This window comes from Paracoccus mutanolyticus (assembly GCF_003285265.1).
GTDB classification, from domain to species: domain Bacteria; phylum Pseudomonadota; class Alphaproteobacteria; order Rhodobacterales; family Rhodobacteraceae; genus Paracoccus; species Paracoccus yeei.
Genome location: NZ_CP030239.1, coordinates 1055349 through 1079217, shown reverse-complemented (window position 1 = coordinate 1079217; position 23869 = coordinate 1055349). Strand labels below are relative to the sequence as shown.

The following is a 23869-nucleotide window of genomic DNA, read 5'->3' as shown; positions in this document are numbered from 1 at the left end:
GGGGCGGGCGCTGGGGGGTTCATGCGCTCTGCCGATCTGTCCTTCGTGGCGCTGGCCTGCCTGTCGGCGGGGGCGGCCCTGGCCGGCGATCCGGCCGAGCTGCGATGTCAGAGCTCGGGGCCGGCGGCGACCAGGCTGTGCGATGCCCTGACCGGGATCGTCCGGCAGATCGAGGAGCCCGCCGTGCTGACCCTGACGGCCGAGGACGTGGCCCCGAACCACTTGCGCGCCACGCTGACCATCCTGCGCGACGGTCGTTCCTGGACCCGCGGACCGGCCGAACTGACGATCATGGATCGCACGCCGATCCCACAGGACAGCATCGAGACTTTTGCCGCCACCCTGCTGAAGGGGGCGGGATTGTAGGTTAACCATGGACAAGGATCATTTTCATGACCAATTCGACAGCACAGACCCGGGCCCTGCACCGGGAAGTTGCGGATGCGCCGGCCCATGCCGGAACGCCCTATCGCATGACCCTGGGGGACGAATTCCAGGGCAGCCTGCGTCTGGGCGACGCTGATTGGGTGCGGGTGGACCTTAGGGCGGGCACCTATATCGCCACCCTTGACGGCGCCGACCCCCAGGCCCTAAGCGACCCCTACCTGCGCCTTTACGACGCCAGCGGCACCCTTGTCGCCCAGGACGACGATTCGGGTTCGGGGCTGAATTCGCGCCTGACGGTGACCGTGGCCACCGCCGGCACCTATTATCTGGAGGCAGGGTCCTATGAGGCGAGCCGAGCGGGGGCCTATAGCCTGAAGATGACCGATGCCGTTTACACCATCCCGCAGATCGCGCAGCAGCTGACCGACGGATACTGGCAGTCGATCGGGGCGTCGCGGCGTGCGTTCGACGTTGCCCCGGGGCAGGTGCTGAACGTGGACATCTCGGGCCTGGACGGGCCGGGGCAACGGCTGGCCCGCGCCGCGCTCGAGGCGTGGACGGACGTGACCGGGATCCGCTTCGACACCACGCCGGCGGCCGGCCAGCCCGTCCACATCACGCTGGATGATGCAAGCAGCGGCGCCTATTCGCAGTCGTTCACGCTGGGCGGGGATATCGAAAGCTCGTCAGTCAACGTCGGGCAGGACTGGCTGGCATCCTATGGCACCGGCTTTGCCAGCTATTCCTTCCAGACCTACATCCACGAGATCGGCCATGCCCTGGGCCTGGGCCATGCCGGCAACTACAACGGCTGGGCCGAATACGGGTATGACAACCTTTACGTCAACGACAGTTGGCAGGCCTCGATCATGTCCTATTTCCACCAGGACCAGAACACCTTCGTCGATGCCAGCTTCGCCTGGGTGATGACGCCGATGATGGCCGACATCGCGGCCATGCGCACGCTTTACGGCGCGGCAAGCCTGCGACCCGGCAATACCATCTATGGCGAGAACAGCACTGCGGGCGGCAACTACCAGCGGGTGTCCAACCTGCTGGAAACCGGCGCGCGCCGCGAGATCGCCTTCACCATCGTCGACACGGGCGGCGTGGACACGCTGGACCTGTCGGGGGACAGCACGAACCAGGTCGTCACCCTGGTCTCGGGCGGCATATCCCATGCCTACGGGCTGCGCGGGAACATCTCGATCATGGCCGGCACGGTGATCGAGAACCTGGCAGCGGGATCGGGCAACGACATGCTGACCGGCAACGCCGCAAACAACCGGATCTGGGCGGGCGCCGGGAACGACCGCCTGTGGGGCGCGCTGGGCGACGACTGGCTGTCGGGGGGCGCGGGGCGCGACACGCTGAATGGCGGCGCCGGGAACGACACCTATGTCGCCGAGGCGCAGGACGCCATCCTCGAGGCGGCGGGCGGCGGGCGCGACACCGTCAGCGCCTGTCGGCAGTTATGTGCTGGGCGCCAATCTCGAGAACCTGGTCCTGACCGGCGCCGCGGCCCGGGACGGCACCGGCAATGGGCTGGCGAACGTGCTGACGGGCAACAACCTGGCCAACCTCCTCCGCGGCGGCGGCGGCGCGGACACGCTGCGGGGCGGCAACGGTGCCGACAGGCTGGCGGGAGAGCAGGGCGCCGACCACCTGTTCGGAGGGGCCGGCAACGACATCCTGTCGGGCGGCTTGGGTTCGGACCTGCTGAGCGGCGGGGCCGAGGCCGACAATTTCATCTTCAACCACGGTGCCGACGTGATCCTGGATTTCCAGGACAATCTGGATACGATCCGGGTGGACGATGCGTTGTGGGGCGGCGCGGCGCGCAGCGTGGCGCAGGTCCTGCGGATGGCGACGGTGTGCGATGGCGACCTGGTCCTTGACTTCGGCGGCGGGCACCGGCTGACCGTCGCCGATCTTGCCCGCCCCGGGCTTCTCGCCGACGACCTGATCATCGTCTGAGACGGGGGCAGGGGCGGGATCTCTGTGCCGCCCCTTGCCTTGCATTTTGTTCAGGCACGGCTGCCTTTCGCGCGGGCATTAAGGAACTGGAACCTCAGGACTTCTGTTGCCCCTGTGGACACTGTCTGCCCGACTGCGAACATCATGGGCAGTGGTGAGGGAAGCCGGGGATAGAATGTATTATAATGAGATGATCGAAGGCGGGCAGGTGCGGGCGCCCTATGCCATGCTCTCGGATTGGGTCGAGACGATGCCCCGCGAAATCCGCCAGATGAAGCAGGCCGAGGCCGAGGCGCTGTTCCGCCGCATCGGCATCACCTTTGCCGTCTATGGCGAGGGGGGCGACCCCGACCGGCTGATCCCCTTCGACATGATGCCGCGGGTGTTTCTGCAAAGCGAATGGCGCAAGCTGGAACGCGGCATCAAGCAGCGCGCGCGGGCTTTGAACGCCTTCCTGCGCGACGTCTATTCGCGGGGCGAGATCGTCCGCGCCGGCCGCATCCCCGCCCGGCTGGTCTATCAGAACGAGGCCTATGAAAAGGCCGTCGTCGGCGTCGTGCCGCCGCGCGGGGTGTTTTCCCATATCGTCGGCATCGACATCGTGCGCACCGGCCGCGACGATTTCTATGTGCTCGAGGACAACTGCCGCACCCCCTCGGGCGTCAGCTACATGCTGGAGAACCGGGAAATCATGATGCGCATGTTCCCGGCGCTGTTCCGCAACAACCGGATCGAGCCGGTGGACCAGTATCCCGAGCTGCTGCGCCGCACCCTGGCCAGCGTGGCGCCCGCGAAATGCGACGGTACTCCCACCATCGTCATCCTGACGCCGGGCCATTACAACAGCGCCTATTACGAACACAGCTTCCTGGCCAATCTGATGGGCGTCGAACTGGTCGAGGGCAGCGACCTGTTCGTGGACGGCGGCTTCGTCTACATGCGCACGACCCAGGGGCCGAAGCGCGTCGACGTGATCTATCGCCGGATCGACGACCCGTTCCTGGACCCCTTGTGCTTTCGCAAGGATTCGATGCTGGGCGTACCGGGGCTGATGGATGTCTATCGCTCGGGCGGGGTTTCCATCGCCTCGGCCCCCGGCGCGGGCGTGGCCGACGACAAGGCGGTCTATACCTTCGTCCCCGAGATGATCCGCTTTTACCTGGGCGAGGAGCCGCTTTTGCAAAACGTCCAGACCTGGACCCTGTGGAAGGACGAGGATTACCGATACGTCATGGCCAATCTCAAGGATCTGGTGGTCAAGGAGGTGCACGGCTCGGGCGGCTACGGCATGCTGATCGGCCCGCGATCCAGCGCCGAGGAAATCGCCCAGTTCGCCGAGCGGATCAAGGCCAACCCCGGCAACTACATCGCCCAGCCCACGCTGGCGCTGTCGACCAGCCCGACCTTTGTGGACGAAGGCATCGCGCCGCGCCACGTCGACCTGCGCCCCTATTGCCTGTGCGGCGACCGGATCGAACTGGTGCCCGGCGGGCTGACGCGCGTGGCCCTGCGCGAAGGGTCGCTGGTGGTGAACTCGTCGCAGGGCGGCGGGGTCAAGGACACCTGGGTCCTGTCGGAATAAGGAGGGTCAGCCAATGCTCAGCCGCACTGCCGCCAACCTGTTCTGGATGGGCCGCCACCTGGAGCGCGCCGAAACCGCCGCCCGCCTGCTGGACGTGGGCCAGCGCATCACCTTGCTGCCGAACACCGAGGAAGGTTATCGCAACGAATGGGAATCGCTGCTGCGGTCGGCGGGCGCCCGGGGCGCCTTCGCCAGCCGATATGGCGATGCGATCAACCAGGACAATATCGTTTCCTGGCTGTTCTTCGATTGCGACAACCCGTCCTCGGTCGCGTCCTGCATCGAACGCGCGCGCGAGGGCGGGCGGATCGTGCGCACCGCCCTGACCAGCCAGGTCTGGGACGCACTGAACACCGCCTATCAGGAGCTGCGCGATCTCAACCGCCAGCCGCGCGAGACGGTGGACACCGCCATGCTGACCGACTTCACCACCCGCCACGGCTCGACCGTGCGGGGGGCGATCAATGCCACGCAACTGCGCAGCGACGGGTGGCATTTCATCAACCTGGGCTATTCGCTGGAACGGGCGGACGCCACATCGCGGCTGCTGGTCGTCAAGTATTTCGTCGCTCGCTCGCACGCGGGAGGCGTTGCACAACAGCTGGGACAAGAACGATCCGAAGGATGCGCAGGTGATCCTGCGGATGCTGTCGGGGCATCGGGTCGTTCCATGGCCCTATGGTGGCGACATCACCGCCAGCAGGTCGCGGATTTCCTGATCCTGAACGGAGAAAGCCCGCGGTCTCTGCTGACGTCGCTGTACGAGGCGGTCTGGAACCTCGACGGGCTGGTGCGCCGCTATGGCGAGGGGGTTCCGGCCACCGCCTCGGTCAAGGCGCGCCAGACGCTGGAATCGCTGATGGCGCGCGACATCGACGCCATTTTCGACGAAGGGCTGCACGAATTCCTGACCTGGTTCATCGGCGAAATCGGCGCCGTCTCGGACGCGGTGCACGACGATTATTTCAGCGGCCGAATGTAAGGGGGGGAGCGTCATGAAGCTGAAGATCACCCACGAAACCCGCTATAGCTACGACACCCCGGTGCAGGCGCTGGTCCAAAGCCTGCGGCTGACGCCATCGGTCTATGAAGGCCAGCGGGTCGGCGACTGGCAGATCTCGGTTTCGGGGGGACAGCGCGGCGCTGCCTTTCGCGACGGGGCGGGCGACTGGATCGAGGGCTGGACCGTGCGCGGCCCGGTCGAGGTTGTGACCGTGACCATCGACGGGCTGGTCGAGACGCGCGACACGGCGGGCGTGCTGCGCGGCCACCGCGAATGGGTCAATCCGCTGGTCTATCTGCGCGACACGCCCGCCACCCGGCCCGACGACGCGCTGCGCGCCCTGGCCCGTTCGCGACGAGGGCGAGGATGCGCTGGACCTGGCCCACAAGCTTTGCGCCGCCGTGAACCAGGTCATCGAATACCGCCCCGGCGTGACCGAGGCCGCGACCTCGGCCGCGCAGGCGCTGGAATTGGGGCAGGGGGTCTGTCAGGACCATGCCCATGCGCTGATCGCCTGCGCCCGCGTCCGCAACCTGCCCGCGCGCTATGTTTCGGGCTATCTGCATTCGCGCGAGGATGGCGAGCCGCACGACGCCGCCCATGCCTGGGCCGAAATCCATGTCGGCTCGCTGGGCTGGGTGGGCTTTGACGCGGCCAATGCCTGCTGCCCCGACGACCGCTATGGCGGCTGGGCTCGGGCCTGGATGCGCAGGACGCGGCGCCGGTGCGCGGCATGGCCTTCGGCCAGGGTGTCGAGGCGCTGGCCGTCCGCGTCCATGTCGAGGAAGTGCCCCCCGGCCCCGGCCAAGCCCAGTCCCAAGGCCAGGGCGAAAGCGCGTCGCAGGACCAGGCCCAGTGGCAGGACCAGCAGTCGGGCCAGCGCCAGCAATAGGCGTTTTCGCCCGGTTGCCAAGGACCGCCCGCGGACCTATCAGTCGCCCATTCCGGAGGGTGCGGGCGATGACCTATTGCGTGGGCTTGAAATTGAAGGCGGGGCTGGTGCTGTTGTCCGACACGCGGACCAACGCCGGGCTGGACAATATCTCGACCTATCGCAAGATGTTCTTCTTTGAACAACCCGGCGACCGGATCATCGCCATCATGACGGCGGGCAGCCTGTCGGTCACCCAGACCACGCTGGGCCGCCTGCAGGAGGCGATCGACGACCCCGAGGCGGACGAGACCACCTCGATCATGAAGGCCGGCTCGATGCTGCAGGTGGCGACGATCATCGGCGACACGCTGAACCGCACCCGGCGCGAGATCGCCGAACAGACCCGCGACCTTGAACAGCAGGCCAGCGCCAGCATGATCCTGGCCGGCCAGCGCCGGGGCGGCGAGATGCGGCTGTTCCTGATCTATCCGCAGGGCAATTTCATCATGGCGACCGAGGACACGCCCTTTCTGCAAATCGGCGAGCACAAATACGGCAAGCCCATCCTGGACCGGGTGGTGACGCCCGACACCTCGCTGGCCGATGCGCAAAAGGCGGTGCTTCTGTCGATGGATTCGACGCTGCGGTCGAACCTGTCGGTGGGGATGCCGCTGGATCTTGCGGTGATCGAACGGGACGACCTGCGGCTGACCCACCGCCGCCGGATACTGGACGGCGACCCCGCTTTCATGGAAATGTCGGCCGCGTGGTCTGCGGCCCTGCGGGAAAGCTTCGTGAAGGTGACGATCTAGGGGGTCCGGCCGGGCGGCGAGCAAGGAAAGGCGTTCATGGCATTGGATCTGGCCCGTCCCCCGATGGAGGCATTCCACATGCCTTCGCTGCATCCGGGCATCTTCTACCTGCCGCCGCGTCCGGGCTGGATCATCCGCCCCGCCCCCGCCGCCAGCCTGCGCCTGTTCGCTGCCAGCGACAGCAACGCCCTGCTGGAACTGCAGCAATCGACCATCGACGGGCAAGAGGCGCGCCTGCTGGGCAGCGCCATGGAAATCAACGCAAGCCCCGTCGTGCTGACCGGGGCCGAGTTCTGGGGCAGCTATGCCCGGATCGCCGGCCGTTACTGGCTGAACGGCGCCTCGGGCGACCGGCTGCGGATGAAATACGACCTGGCCAATCCCGGCAAGGCGCGGCAGGAACGCACGACCATCGCCTTTCGCCACGCGCAGTTCGGCGCCTCGTTCCAGATTCCGGTCTGGCGCCAGGACAGTGGCGATCTGGACATCGCGATCCAGTTGAAGAACGGCTTCAACTACTTCCATTTCACGGCCGAGACGCTGGGCAGCCTGGCCCATTTCGCCCGGGACCAAGGCGACCGCCCCATCAACCTGCACCTGCCCGAGGGCGAGCTGCGCGGTTTTGTCGGCCGCTTCATCGCCGCGATCTTTCCCGAACTCGCGCCCAGGGTGCGCCTGGTCCATGCGCCGCAGCCTTACGCTGCGGTCCGGTCGGCTATACCACGCCATTACCTGTTCCATGTGCGCGACACCGAAGGCGAGGCGACGGCGCAGGCGCTGGATCCGCGCGGACCGAGCTGCGTCGGAAACCATGTATCGCAAGGCCGTGTCGATGGCCTCGTTCGACAGCAGCCTGCGCCTGCTGCGAGACCATGCGCTGCGCCGGGTTCCGGCTGGGCTGGCCGCCACGATGCCCCGTCTGGTCTGGATGGGCCGGGACAGCTCGGGCCAGGCCGCGCGGCTGCGCCCGCTGACCGGGCACGAGCCGCTGCTGGAGGAGCTTTGCGCCCGCGGGTTCGAGGTGGTAAATTTCGAACATCTGGGGCCGCTGGAACAGGTGGCGGCGATGCAGGGTGCCGACATCGTGATCGCGCCGCACGGGGCGGGGCTTGCCAACATGGCCTATGCCCGCCCCGACACCACCGTGATCGAGATCGGCCACCGCCAGACCCAGCTGTACCGCTGGGGGGACTTCCTGCCCCTGGCCCATGTCTCGCGCTGCAACTACACGACGGTCTTTGCCGATATCGCGGGGGCAGGGGACCCCGATGCCGTGCCGCCGATCTCCCAGGGATTGCTGGGGGTGCATGTGGGGCGGCGCGCGACGGACCGCATCATCCGGCTGATCGACCGCGATCTGGAGCGTCGTCGCCGCAAGCAGACGGCCCGCGCCTCAACCGGCTGAGCCGAGCATCCCCCGCAGTTCATAGACCAGGTCCAGCGCCTCGCGGGCCGTCATCTCGTCGGGGTTCAGGCCGCGCAGCCGCTCCTCGACCGCCGAGGCGGGCTGGGGCCGCGCGCGGGCCGGGGGGGCGGGCGGCGCCGCGCGAAACAGCGGCAGGTCATCCAGCAGGGCCACCGGGCGCGCCCCTTCGCGCGCGCCGCTTTCCAACTGGTGCAGGATGTCGCGGGCGCGCTCGACCACCGACGCAGGCAGGCCGGCCAGCCGGGCCACCTGCACGCCATAGCTGCGATCCGCCGCGCCCTTCCTGACCTCGTGCAGAAAGATCACCTCACCTTCCCATTCGCGCACGGCGACGGTCGCGTTCTCGACCCCCGGCAGCTTGGCGGAAAGGCCGGTCATCTCGTGGTAATGGGTGGCGAACAGCGCCCGGCAGCGGTTTTTCGCGTGCAGATGCTCCATCACCGCCCAGGCGATCGACAGCCCGTCCCAGGTCGCGGTGCCGCGCCCGATCTCGTCCAGGATCACCAGCGCATGGTCGTCGGCCTGGTTCAGGATGGCGGCGGTCTCGACCATCTCGACCATGAAGGTCGAACGGCCCCGCGCCAGGTCGTCGGCGGCGCCGACCCGGCTGAACAGCTGGCTGACCAGCCCGACTGGGCGCGCGTCGCCGGGACGAAGGCGCCGGCCTGCGCCAGGATGGCGATCAGCGCGTTCTGGCGCAGGAAGGTCGATTCCCCGCCATGTTCGGCCCGGTCAGCAGCCAGATGGCGGGCGTGGCCCCGGTGGTCAGCGCGCAGTCGTTGGCCACGAACGCCTCGCCCTTGCGCTTGAGCGCGTGTTCCACGACCGGGTGGCGGCCGCCTTCGACCAGGAAGGCCCGACTGTCGTCCACCTCGGGGCGCACCCAGCCCTCGCCCGCGGCGATATCGGCAAATCCCGCGGTCAGGTCGATCTCGGCCAGTGCCCGGGCGGCCTGGCCGTTGGGTCCGGCGCGGTACCGACGGACGGCCGAGGTCAGGCGGCCAAAGCTTGATCCTTTCATCCCGATCATCGAGGGCTGGCTGGAGGCGGACCGTTCGATGCCGCGTAACCAGCGGCGACAGCGCAACGGTGTTAAGCGGATCGGTTCGCGATGAGTCGGCGGTGGATGAAGCGGTCGGGCATCGCCAGCATCCGCTCGGCATGGGTCGAGGTGGTCTCGATGAAATAGCCCAGCACGTTGTTGTGCTTGATCTTGAGGCTGGTGACGCCGGTTTCCGCGATATAGTCGGCCTGCATCGCGGCGATGACGCCGCGCCCCTCGTCGCGCAGGCGCCGGGTTTCGTCCAGAACCGCGTCGTGGCCGGTCGCGACAAAGCCGCCGTCCCGCGCCAGCAGCGGCGGTTCGGCCACCAGGGCGTCGTCCAGCAGGTCGATCAGCGCGTCATGTCCGGTCAGATCGCGCGCGGCCTCGGCCAGGACCTGCACGCTGTCGTCGCCCAGCAGGGCGGCGATGGCCGCGCCCTGGGTCAGACCGGCGCGGATCGCGGCCAGGTCGCGCGGCCCGCCCCGATCCAGCGCCAGCCGGGACAGGGCACGGTCCATGTCGGGGGCGCGGCGCAGCGCTTCGCGCAGGTCGGCGGTCAGGCGCGGATCGCGCGCAAGATGCGCCACCGCCGCCTGCCGGGCATGGATCACCGCCAGATCGCGCGACGGCGCGCTGATGCGGCGTTCGAGCAGGCGCGCACCGCCCGCTGTCACCGTCCGGTCGATGGCCGCCAGCAGCGATCCCTCGCGCCCGCCCGACAGCGCCTGGGTCAGTTCCAGGTTGCGCCGGGTCGCCGCGTCGATCTGCATGGCGCCGCCCGCCGCCTCGCGCACCGGGGGGCGCAGCAGCGGCATGCGGCCCTTCTGCGTCAGGTCCAGGTAATCGGCGATGGCCCCCATCGCGGCCAGTTCGGCGCGGGAAAAGCTGCCGAACCCTTCAAGCGTCTCGACCCCGAACAGCGCGGCCAGCCGGCGCGTCGCGGCGGTGCTGTCGAAACTGCCCGGCGGCAGTTCGGTCAGCGCGGCCCCGGCCTCGGACGCGATCTCGGTCAGCCGGGCGCCCTGGGGCACCAGCAATTCGCGCGGGGCGTGGCGCGCCAGTTCCGGGGCCAGCCGCGGCCGGGGCAGGGCATGACGCGAAACTCTCCGGTCGAGATGTCGACCCAGGCCAGCGCGCAATCGTCGCGCACCGTGGCAAAGGCCGCCAGGAAGTTGTGGCGCCGCCCTCGAGCAGGGATTCCTCGGTCAGGGTGCCGGGGGTCGACAAGCCAGCACCACGTCGCGGGCGACGACGGATTTCGCGCCGCGCTTCCTGGCCTCGGCCGGGTCCTCCATCTGCTCGGCGATGGCGACGCGGAAGCCCTTGCGGATCAGCGTCAGCAGATAGCTTTCGGCGGCGTGGACCGGGACGCCGCACATCGGGATCGGCTGTCCCAGGTGGGTGCCGCGCCTGGTCAGCGCGATGTCCAGCGCCGCCGAGGCGGCCACCGCGTCCTCGAAGAACATCTCGTAGAAGTCGCCCATGCGATAGAACAGCAGCGCACCGGGGTTCGCCTCGCGGATCGCGAGATACTGGGCCATCATCGGGGTCGGTTGGTCGTTCATGCGCTGCCCTGTCCTGCCGGCCCAGCCCTTCTAGGCGATGACCGGCGCGATGCAAGCCGCCCGAAACCAGACCATAAATTCACGGTGACAGGATTGCCGTCTTGCGGCATCGTGGACAAAAACAATTTATCCTTGGGGACGGCGGATGAAACCTTTGATATTCGTCATATTTATTGCCATTGCCGGACATGCTGCGCAGGCTGCCTGCCCGGACCAGTCGCTGATGCGCAATGCCGCGCGCGGCTGGATCGCGGGCCAGCGGTTGCCCGACCCGGTCGTCGCCACGATGGCGGACGCGCGCTGCGCCTACGCGCCCTTCCGCGACGTGCTTGCGGCCGAACTCGGCCCGCCCGTCGGGGTCAAGGTCGGTTTCACCTCGGCGGCGGTGCAAAGCCGCTATGGCATCAGCGAGCCCATCGCGGGCGCGCTGTTCGCCCCCATGCTGGTCGGCGACGGCAGCCGGCTCAGCCTGCGGGGCGCGCGCAGCCCGCTCTATGAGGCCGATCTGGTCGTGACCGTGGGCGACGCCGCGATCATGCGCGCCCGCACCCGGGCCGAGGCGGCGGCCGCGCTGCGCGACGTGCGCCCCTTCATCGAACTGCCCGACATCGCGCTGCGCCAGGGGGTGGTGCCGACCGCGCCGCTGATGGCCGCCTATGGCGTCACCCCCTGGCGGGGCGTCCTGGGTCAGGGCGTGGCCCTGGCCGACCTGGCCGACCCGGTGGGGGACCTGGCCCGCATGACCGTCGCCCTGAAGGTCGATGGCAGGACCGTCACCACCGCGCAGGGCAGCGCGCTGCTGGGCCACCCGCTGGATGTGGTGCTGTGGCTGGTCCAGCGCGGCGGGCAGGATCTGACGCCCGGCATGATCATCTCGCTGGGGTCGTTCGGCACTCTTGGCCCGGCCCTGCCCGGCCAGCGGATCGAGGCGGAATACGACATAGCCGGGCATCCGATGCGCGCCTCGGTCACGCTGGTGCCCTGATACCGCCCGGCCTGCCGACGGCACCCGCAAGCGGGCGGAGCTGTTCAGCGGCTTCCTGTCGCATTACCTGATCCGGGATCGCTATGGCCGCCCGGGCAAGGGAAACGACAAGGGTAATGTCGAGGGTCTGGTGGGCTATTCGCGGCGTAACTTCATGGTGCCGATGCCGGAGCGCGGCCTCGGCCCAGGACCTGGCCGCGCTGGAGGCGGCGGCAAAGGCCGAAGGGATGCTGACCACCATCGCCCTGCCGCATGACTGGTGCAACTACGGCGGCGTGATCGAGGGCTTCAAGGCGAAATACCCCGAGATCAAGGTCAACGAGCTGAACCCCGACGCGGGCTCGGCCGACGAGCTTGAGGCGATCCGCGCCAACAAGGACAACAAGGGCCCGCAGGCGCCCGACGTGATCGACGTCGGCCTGTCCTTCGGCCCGCAGGCCAAGGCCGAGGGGCTGATCCAGCCCTACAAGGTCGCGACCTGGGATTCGATCCCGGACGATGCCAAGGACGCCGACGGCTATTGGTACGGCGATTATTATGGCGTCATGGCCTTCGGCGTGAACTCGGACCTGATCGACAGCGTGCCGAAGACCTGGAAGGACCTGACCAAGCCGGAATACGCCAATGCCTTCGCGCTGGCGGGCGATCCGCGCGCCTCGGCCCAGGCGATCATCTCGGTCATGGCGGCGGGCATCGCCAATGGCGGCGAGCCGGGCGAGGCTTCGGGCCAGAAGGGCATGGAGCTGATGGCCGAGGTGAACAAGGCCGGCAACTTCGTCCCGGTCATCGGCAAGTCGGCGACCATCGCCCAGGGCGCGACGCCCATCGTCACCGCCTGGGATTACAACCTTTTGTCCTGGCGCGACGGGTTGAACGGCAACCCGCCGGTCGAGGTGGTGATCCCCGAGGATGGCGTCGTCGCGGGCGTCTATGTCCAGGCGATCTCGGCCTATGCGCCGCATCCGAATGCCGCCAAGCTGTGGATGGAATACCTGTATTCCGACGAGGGGCAACTGGGCTGGCTCAAGGGCTATTGCCACCCGATCCGCTTCAACGACCTGGTCGCGCAGGGCAAGGTGCCGCAGGAGCTGCTGGACGCGCTGCCCCCCGCCGCGGCCTATGAAAAGGCGATCTTTCCGACGCTGGAGCAGCAGGAGGCCAACAAGAAGGTCGTGACCGAGGGCTGGGACGGCGTCGTCGGCGCCGCGGTCAAGGAATGATCCATCGGCCCCGCCCCCAGCGGGCGGGGCCAGTCGGACGGGGACAAGATGAGAACGGGCTGGAACTGGCTGGGCGTCCTGCCCTTTTTCGCCTTCGCGCTGTTGTTTCTGGTATTGCCGACGATGAACATCGTCATCGGCGCCTTCCAGACGCCGCAGGGCGGGTTCACGCTGGCCAACCTGGCCGGGCTGTGGTCGCCGCGCATCGTGGACAGTTTCACGATCTCGATCCAGATCTCGCTGGCCTCGGCGGCGCTGGGTTGCCTGATCGGCTTTGCCATGGCGGCGGCGGTGGTCATGGGCGGCCTGCCCGGCTGGATCAAGGCGCCGCTGATGACCTTTTCCGGCGTCGCCTCGAACTTTGCCGGGGTGCCGCTGGCCTTCGCCTTCATCTCGACGCTGGGGCGCGTTGGGCTGGTCACCATGCTGCTGCGGCAGTGGTTCGGCATCAACATCTATGCCATGGGCTTCAACCTGCTGTCGTTCTGGGGCCTGACGCTGACCTATCTGTTCTTCCAGATCCCCTTGATGATCCTGATCATCACCCCGGCGCTTGAGGGGCTGCGGCGCGAATGGCGCGAGGCGGCCGAGGTGCTGGGCGCCTCGACCTTCCAGTACTGGCGCATGGTGGCGCTGCCGATCCTGTTCCCGTCGCTTCTGGGCACCTTCGCGCTGCTCTTTGCCAACAGCTTCGGGGCAGTGGCGACGGCCTATGCGCTGACCGGCTCGTCGCTGTCCATCGTGCCGATCATGCTGTTCGCGCAGATCCGGGGCGACGTGCTGCAGGACCCGCATCTGGGCTATGCCATGGCCTTCGGCATGATCGTCATCACCGGGCTTGCGAACCTCGCCTATGTCTCATCGCGCCCGCGCCGAGCGGTGGTTGCGATGAGACGGGTCTGGTCCTGGGCGGCGCTGATCCTTGGCGCGCTCTATTTCCTGCTGCCGCTGATCGGCACGGTCGAATTCTCGCTTCGGATGCGGCGGGGCGAGTATTCGCTGGACGCCTACCGATCGGTCCTGTCGGACCCCGCATTCCGGCAAACCTTCGGCTATTCGGTCATGATGGCGCTGCTGACCATCGTGCTGGGGGTGCTTCTGGTGGTGCCGACCGCCTATTGGGTGCGCCTGCGCCTGCCGCGCCTGCGCCCGGTGATCGAGTTCATCACCCTGCTGCCGCTGGTCATCCCGGCCATCGTCGTGGTCTTCGGCTATATCCGGCTTTACAACACCAGCTCGATCCTGCCGTTGACCGGCACGGCGGGCGGGACCAACCTGCTCTTGCTCTGCGGCTACGCCACCCTGGCGCTGCCCTATATGTACCGCGCGGTGGACACCGGGCTTTCGACCATGGACGTGCGCTCGCTGACCGAGGCCGCGCAATCGCTGGGCGCGGGGTGGGCGCGCATCATCGGCCGGCTGATCCTGCCCAATGTGCTGGGCGCGGTGATGTCGGGGGCGTTCCTGTCATTCGCCATCGTCATCGGCGAATTCACCATGGCGGCGCTGCTGAACCGCCCGGCCTTCGGCCCCTACATGCAGCTTCTGGGCGCGAACCGCGCCTATGAGCCGGCGGCGCTGGCGGTGATCGCCTTTGCCGCCACCTGGGGCTGCATGGGGCTGATGCAACTGATCTCTCGCCTCGCGGGCGTGCGAAGGACCCAAAGATGAGCTTTCTGACCCTGGACCACCTGCAAAAATCCTTCGGGCCGACCAAGGTGGTGCATGATTTCAGCCTGTCCGTCGAAAAGGGCGAGTTCGTGTCCTTCCTGGGCCCCTCGGGCTGCGGAAAGACCACGGTGCTGCGCATGGTGGCGGGGTTCGAAAGCCCCAGCGCCGGGCGCATCCTGATCGACGGGCAGGACGTCACGCGGGCGCGCCCGAACCAGCGCCGCATCGGCATGGTGTTCCAGGACTATGCGCTGTTCCCGAACCTGACGGTCGCCGAGAACGTGGGCTTCGGGCTGAAGGTCGCGGGCGTGGCCCGGGCCGAGCGCGCGTCCCGCGTGGCCGAGATGCTGGAACTGATCGGCCTGCCCGACCTGGGCGGGCGCTATCCCTGGCAGCTGTCGGGCGGTCAGCAGCAGCGCGTGGCGCTGGCCCGAGCCCTGGCGCCGCGCCCCCGCGTCCTGCTGCTGGACGAGCCCTTGTCGGCTCTGGACGCCAAGATCCGCGTGTCCCTGCGCAACCAGATCCGCGAGATCCAGCGGCAGTTGGGCATCACCACCATCTTCGTCACCCACGATCAGGAGGAGGCGCTGTCGATCTCGGACCGCATCGTCGTCATGCATCAGGGTGTGGCCGACCAGACCGGCACCCCGCGCGAGATCTACGACCATCCGGCGACGGATTTCGTTGCAGGCTTCGTGGGCACCCTGAACCGCTTCCCGGCCGAGGTGGTCGATGGCGCGGCGGGCCATCTGCGCGTGGCGGGGGTCGACGTGCGGCTGGATCACGCCGTTCCGTCCGGCCCGCTGACGCTGGCCGCGCGCCCCGAGGGGCTGGTGCTTGGCGACAGCGGCATCCCGGCCGAGGTGGCGGGGGCCGAGTTCCTGGGCTCGGTCCAGAGGCTGCGGCTGCGCGTGGCCGGGCAGGATATCGTCGTGGACCGTTTCAACGCCCCCTCGGCGCGGCTTCCCCAGCCGGGCGAAGCCGTCCATATCACGGCCCAGGGCAGCCGATGGCTGGTGCTGGCGGGTGCCGCGACCCCCTGATCCTGTCCAAAAGGATAGCTCTTGTTCCGGCGACATTCGGCTTACACCGGCAGATATGTGCCGACAGGATTCGGCAGCCCCGTCACTGGGCCAGGGCGGATTGTATAAAGATTTTTCAGGAGCGAGTAATGGCAGTTATCGACGGAACCGATGGTGCGGATACCCTGATCGGAACCCCTGACGACGATACGCTGACCGGCGGCGCGGGCAATGACATCCTGGATGGTGGTGCGGGCGACGACCTGGTGAGGGGCGGCGAAGGGGCCGACAAGCTGTACTGGAACGGCTCGGCCGATGGCACCGACCGAGACGTCTATGTCGGCGGCGACGACCACCAGCCGGTCTGGGACGAGAGCCATACGCATGTCACCTCGGTCGCCGGCTCCGAGAATTATACCTTTGACCCCTACAACCACAACGGCGGCGATTCGCTGGGCCTGAACCTGGGCACCTCGGAAGGGCTGACCGTCACCTATTCCAACACCGAAGACGGCCAGGCGACCGACGCGCTGGGCAACGAGATTTCCTTTGACGGGATCGAGCGTGTCTATCTGGGCGACGGCGACAACCTGGTCGATGCCCGCGGCGCGCAGATCCTTTACCACGACGGGCTGAACAGCCAGGGCCAGCCGATCCATTCGGTCGGCATCCGCCTGTATTCCGGCGCAGGCGAGGACACGATCCACGGCAGCGCCGGCACCGACTATATTCAAAGCGGCGGCGGCAACGACGTGGTTCACGGCGGCGAGGGCAACGATGTCATCGAGACCGGCAGCGGCGACGACGTGGCCTATGGCGAGGGCGGCGACGACGGCTTTCGCTGGGGCAACGGCAACAGCAACGCCTCGGTCGGCAATGACATTTACGACGGCGGCGCGGGCTTCAATACGCTGAATGCCTGGCAATGCGCCACGCCCGACGCAAATGGCGTCAGCGCGGGTGTGCATCTGGTCTTCGACAGTTCGAGTTCGGGCGATATCGACGCGCTGGGCGGGGTTGACGGGCATATCCGTTTCCTGAACATGCAGAACATGCGCACCGGCAACGGCAACGACGTGATCGACGGGTCGAACGCGAACGTGGACGGCTATCGCGTGTTCGCCGACTGGGGCGACGATTCCATCATCGGCAGCAATGGCGACGACACGCTGGAGGGCGGCTGGGGCGCCGACACCATCAGCGGCGGCAAGGGCAATGACTTCATCTCGATGACGGGCGACATCTTTTCGGGGCGCAACGTCTATGACGCCTCGTCGGATACGCTGGTCCTGCAGGATGGCTTCGGCGCGGATTCGGTGCGGGCGTTCTCGCTGGGCGGGGATCGCGACAGCGACGGCAACCCCGCGCCGGCCGACCGGCTGGATGTCAGCGACCTGCATGACGCCGACGGCAACCCGATCAAGGTGGACGACGTGGTGGTGCGGGCCGATACCGACCAGTATGGCAATCCCTATGCCGTCATTTCCTTCCCGAATGGCGAGGAACTGTGGCTGGCTGGGGTCGATCCCGACAGCCTGACCCGCGAAAAGCTGGTGTCGATCGGCATCCCCTGCTTCTGCGCCGGCACGATGATCCTGACGGCGCGCGGAGAGGTCGCCGTCCAGGACCTGCGCGCGGGCGACCTGGTCGTGACCCGCGACAACGGGCTGCAACCCATCCGCTGGATCGGCGGCCGCGCGCTGGACCGCGTCGACCTGGCGCTGGCGCCCAGGCTGAACCCGATCCGCATCCGGGCCGGCGCGCTGGGGCAGGGGCTGCCGCGGCAGGATCTGCTGGTCTCGCCCCAGCATCGGGTGCTGGTCCGTTCGACCATCGCGCAGCGCATGTTCGGCGCCGCCGAGGTTCTGGTCGCTGCGCGCCAGCTGACCGCCATCGAGGGGATCGAGGAGCTTCGCGTCGACACGGTGGAGTATTTCCACATCCTGTTCGACCGGCACGAGATCGTCCTGTCGAACGGGGCCGAGACCGAATCGCTTTACACCGGGGCCGAGGCGCTGAAGGCCTTGGGCGCCGCGGCGCGCGACGAGATCTTTGCCCTGTTCCCGGAACTGCGCGAGACGCCCGCCCCGGCGGCCCGTCCCTTCGTTCCCGGCGCCAAGGCCCGGCAGATGGCGGAACGGCACCAGCGCAACCACAAGGAACTGGTCGCGCGCTGAACCCTTCGGGCGACAGGGCCGCGATGCCCCGTCGCCCCTTTGGCCCGACAGGACCCCGGCAATCCCGCAAATCACGGCGATTATTTCATTGTTGCCCGTCGGCCTTCGCCCCATTCTGGCGGCGATGCCGATCGAAAGGATGATGGCCATGTCCGCCCGACCCGAGCTCACGCTTTTCGCTGCCGTGCCCGCCGGGCGCGGGCCGATGGCCGCCTGCTCTGGATGACAAGTTCGGGTCGGGGATGGCGCTTCATGCCGCGCAATGGGCGGGGCCGGTCCGCGCCGTCCTGCGCGAGACTCGCGCAGAGGGGCTCCCCTTTGCCTCGGCCGTCGATCCGGCGTCGCTGCCCTTCCAGGCGACCCTGCTTGCCCCGGATGCGCCGCTGGAATCCGCCCTGCGCGACGGGCCGGGGCTGGTGCTGTGTTCCGCCGACGTGACCGAGCAGCTGGCCCTTGGCCCGGCCGCGCGGGCGCGGGGCCTGTCGGTGGTCTATGGCATCGAATACACGCTGGACACCCGGATGCAGGTGGCGCGGCTGGACCGCAGCCGGGGTCCGGCCCGACGGCTGTGGTCCATGCTGTGGAACCTGCGCCAGGAGCGGCACCGCCGCGCGGCGCTGCGGGCGGCGGACGGCATCCAGATGAACGGCTTCCCCGCGGATCGCGACTATGCCGGCCTGAACCCGCTGCCGCTGCGCTATCTGGACAACCGCATGACGCTGGACATGATGGCGGTCCCGGCGGACATGCAGGCCCGCCGCGACCGCCATGCCCGGGGCGAGCCCCTGCGGCTGATCCATTCGGGCCGGCTGGAGCCGATGAAGGGCGGGCACCTGCTGGTTCCCCTGGCCCGCGCGTTGCAGGCGGCGGGGGTGGCATTCACGCTGGACATCTATGGCGCCGGCAGCCTGCAGGACGACATCGCCGCAGGCATCGCGTCCGGCGGGCTGTCGGACCGGGTCAGGCTGCACGGACCCGTGCCCTTCGAGACCCGGCTTGTGCCTCTGTCGCGCCAGACGGCCGATGTTTTCGTCAGCTGTCATGTGCAGTCCGACCCGTCCTGCACCTATCTCGAGGCGATGGGCTGCGGCCTGCCCGTGGTGGGCTTTGCCAACCGGATGCTGGCGGCGCTGGTCGCCGACAGCGGGGGCGGCTGGTGCGCGCCGATGGGGGACCTGTCGGCCATGGCCGCGCTGATCGGCGGGCTGGAACGCGACCGCGCGTCGCTGCTGGCTCGGGCGGATGCGGCGCTGTGCTATGCCCAGGGGCACGATTTCGCGGCCGAGTTCGACGCCCGGATGCGTCACCTGGCGCAGGCGTTCAGCCGTTCGGGCCGGAGCGCCTCTGCCGCAGGGCAGCCACGGCATGGCCTGGCAGGATCGTGAAGCCCTTGGCATAGCGCAGCGCCAGCCGGCGGGGGTTCGACAGCGCCCGCCACAGCCATTCCATCTTGGCCTGCCGCACCAGCCGGGGCGCGCGCTTCTGGTGGCCCGACAGGAAATCCAGCCCCGCCCCGATCGAGGCGAAGCCCACGGTCCCCAGCGCATCCCGCGCCCGGATGGCAAAGCGTTCCTGGCGCGGCGCGCCAAGCGCCAGAAAGCACAGCCGCGCGCCGGATGCCCGAATGCGGTCGATGATCTGGGCGCCCTCCTCTCCATCCGGGTCGAAGGGAAAGCCCGGCGCATGGGCCAGCGCGACCGTCAGCCCCGGCACGCGGTCCTGCATGGCGCGGGCGGCCAGGGCCAGCGATTCATCGCTGCTGCCGATCAGCGCCACCGGCAGGCCCGGCCCGCCGCCTCGGCCGCCAGCGGCAGCACCAGGTCCGAGCCGGGCGCCAGCTGCACCGGGCTGCCGGCCAGCCGCGACAGCCACACGATGGGGTTGCCGTCGGCGCAGACCAGGTCCTGGGCCGCATAGGCCCGGCGGAAGGCCGCATCCTCGGCCAGCCGTTGCAGGTGGTCGACGTTGATCGTGGCCAGCGCAAAGCCCTGGCCCCGGCTCAGGCGGGTGCGGACCTGCGACAGCAGGGATGCGGAATCTGGACAATTGATCCGAACGGCATTGCCGTCGGGAAAGCTGAAATGCATGATGTGGAACTATCCGGCCTTGACTGCGGGCAGGATGGGTCGCGCGGGCCGGGAATGCAATCTTCTTTCCGCCCGGATCCGCAACAGGCCGCACCGCTTCGGCCAAGGGAGACAGGGTTTTGCCCGCATTCGCACTGCTGATGCTGCTGATCTGGCCGGTGGTCACCGCGGTGATCTTTTCGCGCATGGACCACCAGCGCGCGCTGGTCTGGACGATGCTGTCCGGCTATCTGATCCTGCCCCCGCTGATCGAGATCGACCTGCCGCTGTTTCCCGGCATCAACAAGGCGATGATCCCCGCGCTCTGCGCCGGGCTGATGCTGTTCCTGAGCCGCGACCAGCGCCGCGACGACCCGCATCCGCCACCCATGGGCCTGGTCGTCAGCCTGCTGCTGGTGATGAACTTCACCAGCCCCATGCTGACCACGATCACCAATCCCGACACGCTGTATGACGGCATCAACGTGCGTCCGAACATGTCGATCACCAGGGTCGGCGACACGATGGTGCGTACCGCACTTTACGAAGCTGCGCATATCGTGCTCACGCGGGCCTCGAGGTTTTGCTCAAAGCGCTGGTGACGGGGATCCTGTGCTACAGCGCGCTGATGCTGTTCGAACTGCGCTTCAGCCCGCAGACGAACATCATCGTCTATGGCTATTTCCAGCACGACTTCATCCAGACCATCCGTTATGGCGGCTATCGACCCATCGTGTTCCTGGAACATCCCCTGTGGGTCGCGCTGATCACCATGTGGGCGTTCCTGGCGGCCATCGCCCTGGCGCGCGGCAATCCGACCGGGCGCAACATCCTGATCGCCTGCTATCTGGGCTGCATCGTCCTGCTGTGCAAGTCCGCCGGCGCGCTGATCCAGACGCTGATGGCCGCGCCCCTGGTGGCGCTGGCCCGGCCCCGGCTGATGGTGCTTGTCGCAGCCCTGGTCGCCACGGTGGCCTTTACCTATCCGACCCTCAGGGCAACGCCGTTTTCGCCCATGCAGGGCATCCTCGACACCGCGATGGCCATCTCGCCCGAACGGGGCCGGTCGCTGGAGTTCCGCCTGACCAACGAAGAGCAGCTTCTGGAGCGTGCGTTGGAACGGCCCCTGTTCGGCTGGGGCGGCTGGGGGCGGCCGCTGTTCTACGATCCCTATGACGGGCGGCTCAGCTCGGTGCCGGACGGGCAGTGGGTGATCTGGATCGGGGCCAAGGGGATCTACGGCTATCTGGCGATCTTCCTGCTGCTGCTGGTGCCGATCTTCACCATGCTTCGGGCCATGCCCAAGGGCGGCGGGGGGCCGGTGCGGCAGGAATACCTGTCGCTGGGCTGCCTGTCCCTGATGCTGGCGATGAACTGCCTGGACCTGATTCCCAACGCGACGCAGACACCCATCACCTGGCTGGCCGCGGGCGCCCTGCTGGGCAATGCCCGAAGGCTGCTCGTCGGCGTCGAAGCGACGGGCACATCGGCCGCGGTCCCGCAGTATCTGCCTAAAAAGGCAGGCATCCAGACGGTTTTATAGGTTGGTCAAAGGACCCGGATTCGCTATCCCCTGATACGCGCAACAGTTGTTAAATTAATTTCTGCCAGAAACGACGTGTCCACATTGAAGAGGCATGACATGGCCTTCGACGAAAGTCAGATTTCCGAAACCGATATCGCTATCGTCGGGATGGCGGCCCAGCTTCCTGGGGCGTCCAATGTCACGGAATATTGGGACAATCTGTGCCGGGGGGTGGAATCGATCCAGCGCATCCCCCAGGCCGAGCTGATCGCGCGGGGCGAATCGCGGGCGCGGCTGTCGGACCCGAACTATGTGCCGGCGGCGGCGATCCTGGGCCAGTACGACGAATTCGACGCGGAATTCTTCGGCCTCTCGCCCAAGGAAGCCGCGATCATGGATCCCCAGCACCGCAAGTTTTTGGAAACCTGCTGGCACGCGCTCGAGGATGCGGCCCATGTCCCGGAACGTTTCGCGGGCAATATCGGCGTCTGGGCAGGCTGCGGGATGGGCAGCTATTTCTACTGGAACGTCTGCTCGAACCGCGACCTGGTCGATGGCGTCGGCCATTTCCTGCTGCGCCACACCGGCAACGACAAGGACTTCCTGTCCACCCGCGTCAGCCATGTCTTCGATCTGACCGGCCCGTCGATCAACGTGCAGACGGCGTGCTCGACCTCGCTGGTGGCGATCCACATGGCCTGCCAGTCGCTCAACTCGGGCGAAACCGACATGGCGCTGGCCGGCGGCGTCACCATCGAGATGCCGCATGGTCTGGGCTATCTCTACAAGGAAAACGAGATCCTGTCGCCCGACGGCCATTGCCACGCCTTCGATCACCGGGCGCAGGGCACGGTGTTCGGCAGCGGCGCGGGCGTCGTGGTGCTGCGCCGGCTGCGGGATGCCATCGCCGACGGCGACCATGTCTGGGCCGTCATCAAGGGCAGCGCGATCAACAACGACGGCGCGGCCAAGGCCGGCTACCTTGCGCCCAGCGTCGAGGGCCAGGCCCAGGCCATCGCCGAGGCGCTGGTGATGTCGGGCGTCAGCCGGACAGCATCGGCTATGTGGAATGCCATGGCACCGGGACCGCCCTGGGCGACCCGATCGAGGTCGCGGCGCTGAACCAGGCCTATGCGCGGGTGTCCGACGGCACGCGGCAGGGGCCTTGCCGCATCGGCTCGGTCAAGACCAACATCGGGCACCTGGACACGGCGGCGGGCAGCGCCGGGCTGATCAAGTCGGCGCTGGCGGTTCATCACGGCCGCATCCCCGCCAGCCTGGGCTATGAGGCGCCGAACCCCGCCATCGACTTCGAGGGCGGGCCGTTCCAGGTCAACGACCGCCTGGGCGACTGGCCGGTCGCGGGCCTGCGCCGGGCGGGCGTCAACTCGCTGGGGGTGGGCGGCACCAACGCCCATTGCGTGCTGGAACAGCCCCCGGCGCCTGTGGCGGCCGAGGACTCCGACTGGCCCTTCCATATCGTCGCCGTGTCCGGGCGCAGCAAGGCCGCGGTCGATGCCAATGGCGCGGCGCTGGCGGCCTGGCTGCGGGCCAATCCGGGCGTCGACATGGCCGACCTGTCCTTTACCCTGACGCAAGGGCGGCGCCAGTTCGACCGCCGCCGGGTGCTGGTCGCCCATGACGCGGCCGAGGCGGCGGCACTGCTGGACGGGGGCGACAACCGGCTGGTGTTCGACCATCAGCTGGTGGCCGAGGGGGCCGAGCCGGTCTTCATGCTGCCGGGCGGGGGTGCGCAATACGCCGGCATGGCGCGCGGCCTTTACCAGACCGAGCCCGTTTTCCGCGAATGGATGGACCGCGGCCTTGACCACATGGCGCAGGCGCATGGCACGGACCTGCGCGCGCTGTGGCTGCCCGAACCGGGGGCCGAGGCCGAGGCGGACCGCCGACTGCTGCAGCCCTCGCTGCAACTGCCGCTGCTGATGATCCGGAATACGCGCTGGCGCAGCTGTGGATCAGCTGGGGCGTGCGGCCCACGGCGCTGATCGGCCATTCCATGGGCGAAAACACCGCCGCCTGCATCGCCGGGGTCATGAGCTTCGAGGATTGCATCGGCCTGGTCCGGCTGCGCGGGCTGCTGTTCGACCGCGTGCCCGCCGGCGGGATGCTGTCCGTGCCGCTGGAGCCGGTCGAATTCCAGGCCGAACTGGATACGCTGGGACTGGACCTGGCGGCGGTCAACGGCCCCTCGATGTCGGTCGTCTCGGGCCCCGATGCGGTGCTGGACCAGTTCGCCGCCCGCATGGCCGCGCGCGAGGTCGAATGCCAGCGCATCGCCATCTCGATCGCGGCCCATTCGCGCATGCTCGAAGGCATCCTGGCCGAATTCCGCGCCTATCTGGCCTCGATCCCGCTCAATGCGCCGCAGATCCCGATCATCTCGAACCGCAGCGGCCAGCCGCTGACCGAGGCCGAGGCGACCAGCCCGATTATTGCGGTCCAGCACCTGCGCGGCACGGTGCGCTTTGCCGACGGCATCGCGCATCTGGCGCAGAACCCGGACCGCATCTT

At 68.0% G+C, this 23869-nt stretch carries 15 protein-coding genes and 11 pseudogenes; 22 read left to right on the top strand and 4 right to left on the bottom strand.

The annotated features are described in order from the left end of the window. Positions 1-21 precede the first annotated feature (21 nt). From DPM13_RS05830 to DPM13_RS05795, 8 genes and pseudogenes are all read left to right on the top strand, one after another. The gene (locus tag DPM13_RS05830; protein WP_112887639.1) at positions 22-366 is read left to right on the top strand and encodes a hypothetical protein; all 345 of its coding nucleotides are present in this window, start codon (positions 22-24) and stop codon (positions 364-366) included. 26 nt (positions 367-392) lie between these two features. Next, positions 393-1757: pseudogene (locus tag DPM13_RS22350) on the top strand (M10 family metallopeptidase); the annotation flags it as partial. 4 nt (positions 1758-1761) lie between these two features. Next, a pseudogene (locus tag DPM13_RS26710) lies at positions 1762-2112 on the top strand (calcium-binding protein); the annotation flags it as partial. Positions 2113-2539: 427 nt separating this feature from the next. Beyond that, complete coding sequence (locus DPM13_RS05820; RefSeq protein WP_112887637.1) at positions 2540-3946, top strand: circularly permuted type 2 ATP-grasp protein; 1407 nt, start codon at positions 2540-2542, stop codon at positions 3944-3946. A 13-nt stretch (positions 3947-3959) separates the two neighbouring features. Next, on the top strand, positions 3960-4928 hold the full coding sequence (locus tag DPM13_RS05815; RefSeq protein ID WP_112887636.1) for an alpha-E domain-containing protein: 969 nt from the start codon (positions 3960-3962) through the stop codon (positions 4926-4928). A 13-nt stretch (positions 4929-4941) separates the two neighbouring features. Then, positions 4942-5739 (top strand): annotated as a pseudogene (locus DPM13_RS25805) (transglutaminase family protein); the annotation flags it as partial. A gap of 170 nt (positions 5740-5909) precedes the next feature. After that, positions 5910-6635 carry a proteasome-type protease gene (locus DPM13_RS05805; protein ID WP_028718395.1) on the top strand — a complete coding sequence of 242 codons (726 nt, stop codon included), beginning with the start codon at positions 5910-5912 and terminating at the stop codon, positions 6633-6635. A gap of 832 nt (positions 6636-7467) precedes the next feature. Continuing rightward, positions 7468-8040, top strand: coding sequence for a glycosyltransferase 61 family protein (locus DPM13_RS05795; protein ID WP_189654855.1), 573 nt, complete (start codon positions 7468-7470; stop codon positions 8038-8040). Here the strand turns inward: DPM13_RS05795 and DPM13_RS24875 are convergent. The 3 genes and pseudogenes from DPM13_RS24875 to mutS form a co-directional block, all read right to left on the bottom strand. After that, positions 8029-8735 (bottom strand): annotated as a pseudogene (locus DPM13_RS24875) (MutS-related protein). The gene DPM13_RS05795 and the pseudogene DPM13_RS24875 overlap by 12 nt on opposite strands. Positions 8736-8743: 8 nt before the next feature. Then, on the bottom strand, positions 8744-9091 hold the full coding sequence (locus DPM13_RS24870; RefSeq protein ID WP_262983381.1) for a hypothetical protein: 348 nt from the start codon (positions 9089-9091) through the stop codon (positions 8744-8746). Positions 9092-9173: 82 nt separating this feature from the next. Next, a pseudogene (gene mutS / locus DPM13_RS24865) lies at positions 9174-10671 on the bottom strand (DNA mismatch repair protein MutS); the annotation flags it as partial. Between the two features lie 223 nt (positions 10672-10894). On the opposite strand from mutS, the gene DPM13_RS05785 reads away from it, so the two are divergent. The 9 genes and pseudogenes from DPM13_RS05785 (at position 10895) to DPM13_RS05750 (ending at position 19131) form a co-directional block, all read left to right on the top strand. Next, the gene (locus DPM13_RS05785; RefSeq protein WP_080621050.1) at positions 10895-11656 is read left to right on the top strand and encodes a fumarylacetoacetate hydrolase family protein; all 762 of its coding nucleotides are present in this window, start codon (positions 10895-10897) and stop codon (positions 11654-11656) included. A 16-nt stretch (positions 11657-11672) separates the two neighbouring features. Further along, positions 11673-11828, top strand: a pseudogene (locus DPM13_RS05780) (IS21 family transposase); the annotation flags it as partial. Next, on the top strand, positions 11773-12876 hold the full coding sequence (locus tag DPM13_RS05775) for an ABC transporter substrate-binding protein (protein WP_112887633.1): 1104 nt from the start codon (positions 11773-11775) through the stop codon (positions 12874-12876). The pseudogene DPM13_RS05780 and the gene DPM13_RS05775, both read left to right, overlap by 56 nt. A gap of 48 nt (positions 12877-12924) precedes the next feature. After that, positions 12925-13768 (top strand): annotated as a pseudogene (locus tag DPM13_RS05770) (ABC transporter permease). Then, on the top strand, positions 13765-14547 hold the full coding sequence (locus DPM13_RS05765) for an ABC transporter permease (RefSeq protein ID WP_028718389.1): 783 nt from the start codon (positions 13765-13767) through the stop codon (positions 14545-14547). Before DPM13_RS05770 ends, DPM13_RS05765 begins: the two are co-directional and overlap by 4 nt. Beyond that, complete coding sequence (locus DPM13_RS05760) at positions 14544-15590, top strand: ABC transporter ATP-binding protein (protein ID WP_112887632.1); 1047 nt, start codon at positions 14544-14546, stop codon at positions 15588-15590. The genes DPM13_RS05765 and DPM13_RS05760 overlap by 4 nt, the downstream gene beginning before the upstream one ends. Then, a pseudogene (locus DPM13_RS26705) lies at positions 15557-16381 on the top strand (hypothetical protein); the annotation flags it as partial. The gene DPM13_RS05760 and the pseudogene DPM13_RS26705, both read left to right, overlap by 34 nt. Before the next feature lie 264 nt (positions 16382-16645). After that, positions 16646-17746 carry a Hint domain-containing protein gene (locus DPM13_RS26700; RefSeq protein WP_397246290.1) on the top strand — a complete coding sequence of 367 codons (1101 nt, stop codon included), beginning with the start codon at positions 16646-16648 and terminating at the stop codon, positions 17744-17746. A 242-nt stretch (positions 17747-17988) separates the two neighbouring features. Next, on the top strand, positions 17989-19131 hold the full coding sequence (locus DPM13_RS05750; protein WP_112887630.1) for a glycosyltransferase: 1143 nt from the start codon (positions 17989-17991) through the stop codon (positions 19129-19131). Here DPM13_RS05750 and DPM13_RS05745 read toward each other — a convergent pair. Then, positions 19067-19833, bottom strand: a pseudogene (locus tag DPM13_RS05745) (WecB/TagA/CpsF family glycosyltransferase). The gene DPM13_RS05750 and the pseudogene DPM13_RS05745 overlap by 65 nt on opposite strands. 119 nt (positions 19834-19952) lie before the next feature. Between DPM13_RS05745 and DPM13_RS05740 the strand changes: the two are divergent. The 5 genes and pseudogenes from DPM13_RS05740 to DPM13_RS26685 form a co-directional block, all read left to right on the top strand. Further along, positions 19953-20414, top strand: coding sequence for a hypothetical protein (locus DPM13_RS05740; protein ID WP_145963316.1), 462 nt, complete (start codon positions 19953-19955; stop codon positions 20412-20414). Continuing rightward, the gene (locus tag DPM13_RS05735) at positions 20411-21355 is read left to right on the top strand and encodes a hypothetical protein (RefSeq protein ID WP_112887628.1); all 945 of its coding nucleotides are present in this window, start codon (positions 20411-20413) and stop codon (positions 21353-21355) included. The genes DPM13_RS05740 and DPM13_RS05735 overlap by 4 nt, the downstream gene beginning before the upstream one ends. Positions 21356-21454: 99 nt before the next feature. Continuing rightward, positions 21455-22563, top strand: a pseudogene (locus tag DPM13_RS26695) (beta-ketoacyl synthase N-terminal-like domain-containing protein); the annotation flags it as partial. Then, positions 22540-23343 carry a ketoacyl-synthetase C-terminal extension domain-containing protein gene (locus DPM13_RS26690; protein ID WP_397246287.1) on the top strand — a complete coding sequence of 268 codons (804 nt, stop codon included), beginning with the start codon at positions 22540-22542 and terminating at the stop codon, positions 23341-23343. The pseudogene DPM13_RS26695 and the gene DPM13_RS26690, both read left to right, overlap by 24 nt. Then, positions 23325-23825 (top strand): annotated as a pseudogene (locus tag DPM13_RS26685) (acyltransferase domain-containing protein); the annotation flags it as partial. The gene DPM13_RS26690 and the pseudogene DPM13_RS26685, both read left to right, overlap by 19 nt. Positions 23826-23869 lie beyond the last annotated feature (44 nt).

Excerpts from the sequence above, each read along its gene's own strand:
- DPM13_RS05830 (WP_112887639.1), top strand. The coding sequence starts at position 22 with ATGCGCTCTGCCGATCTGTCCTTCGTGGCGCTGGCCTGCCTGTCGGCG.
- DPM13_RS05820 (WP_112887637.1), top strand. The coding sequence starts at position 2,540 with ATGTATTATAATGAGATGATCGAAGGCGGGCAGGTGCGGGCGCCCTAT.
- DPM13_RS05815 (WP_112887636.1), top strand. The coding sequence starts at position 3,960 with ATGCTCAGCCGCACTGCCGCCAACCTGTTCTGGATGGGCCGCCACCTG.
- DPM13_RS05805 (WP_028718395.1), top strand. The coding sequence starts at position 5,910 with ATGACCTATTGCGTGGGCTTGAAATTGAAGGCGGGGCTGGTGCTGTTG.
- DPM13_RS05795 (WP_189654855.1), top strand. The coding sequence starts at position 7,468 with ATGGCCTCGTTCGACAGCAGCCTGCGCCTGCTGCGAGACCATGCGCTG.
- DPM13_RS24870 (WP_262983381.1), bottom strand. The coding sequence starts at position 9,091 with ATGATCGGGATGAAAGGATCAAGCTTTGGCCGCCTGACCTCGGCCGTC.
- DPM13_RS05785 (WP_080621050.1), top strand. The coding sequence starts at position 10,895 with ATGCGCAATGCCGCGCGCGGCTGGATCGCGGGCCAGCGGTTGCCCGAC.
- DPM13_RS05775 (WP_112887633.1), top strand. The coding sequence starts at position 11,773 with ATGTCGAGGGTCTGGTGGGCTATTCGCGGCGTAACTTCATGGTGCCGA.
- DPM13_RS05765 (WP_028718389.1), top strand. The coding sequence starts at position 13,765 with ATGAGACGGGTCTGGTCCTGGGCGGCGCTGATCCTTGGCGCGCTCTAT.
- DPM13_RS05760 (WP_112887632.1), top strand. The coding sequence starts at position 14,544 with ATGAGCTTTCTGACCCTGGACCACCTGCAAAAATCCTTCGGGCCGACC.
- DPM13_RS05750 (WP_112887630.1), top strand. The coding sequence starts at position 17,989 with ATGGCGCTTCATGCCGCGCAATGGGCGGGGCCGGTCCGCGCCGTCCTG.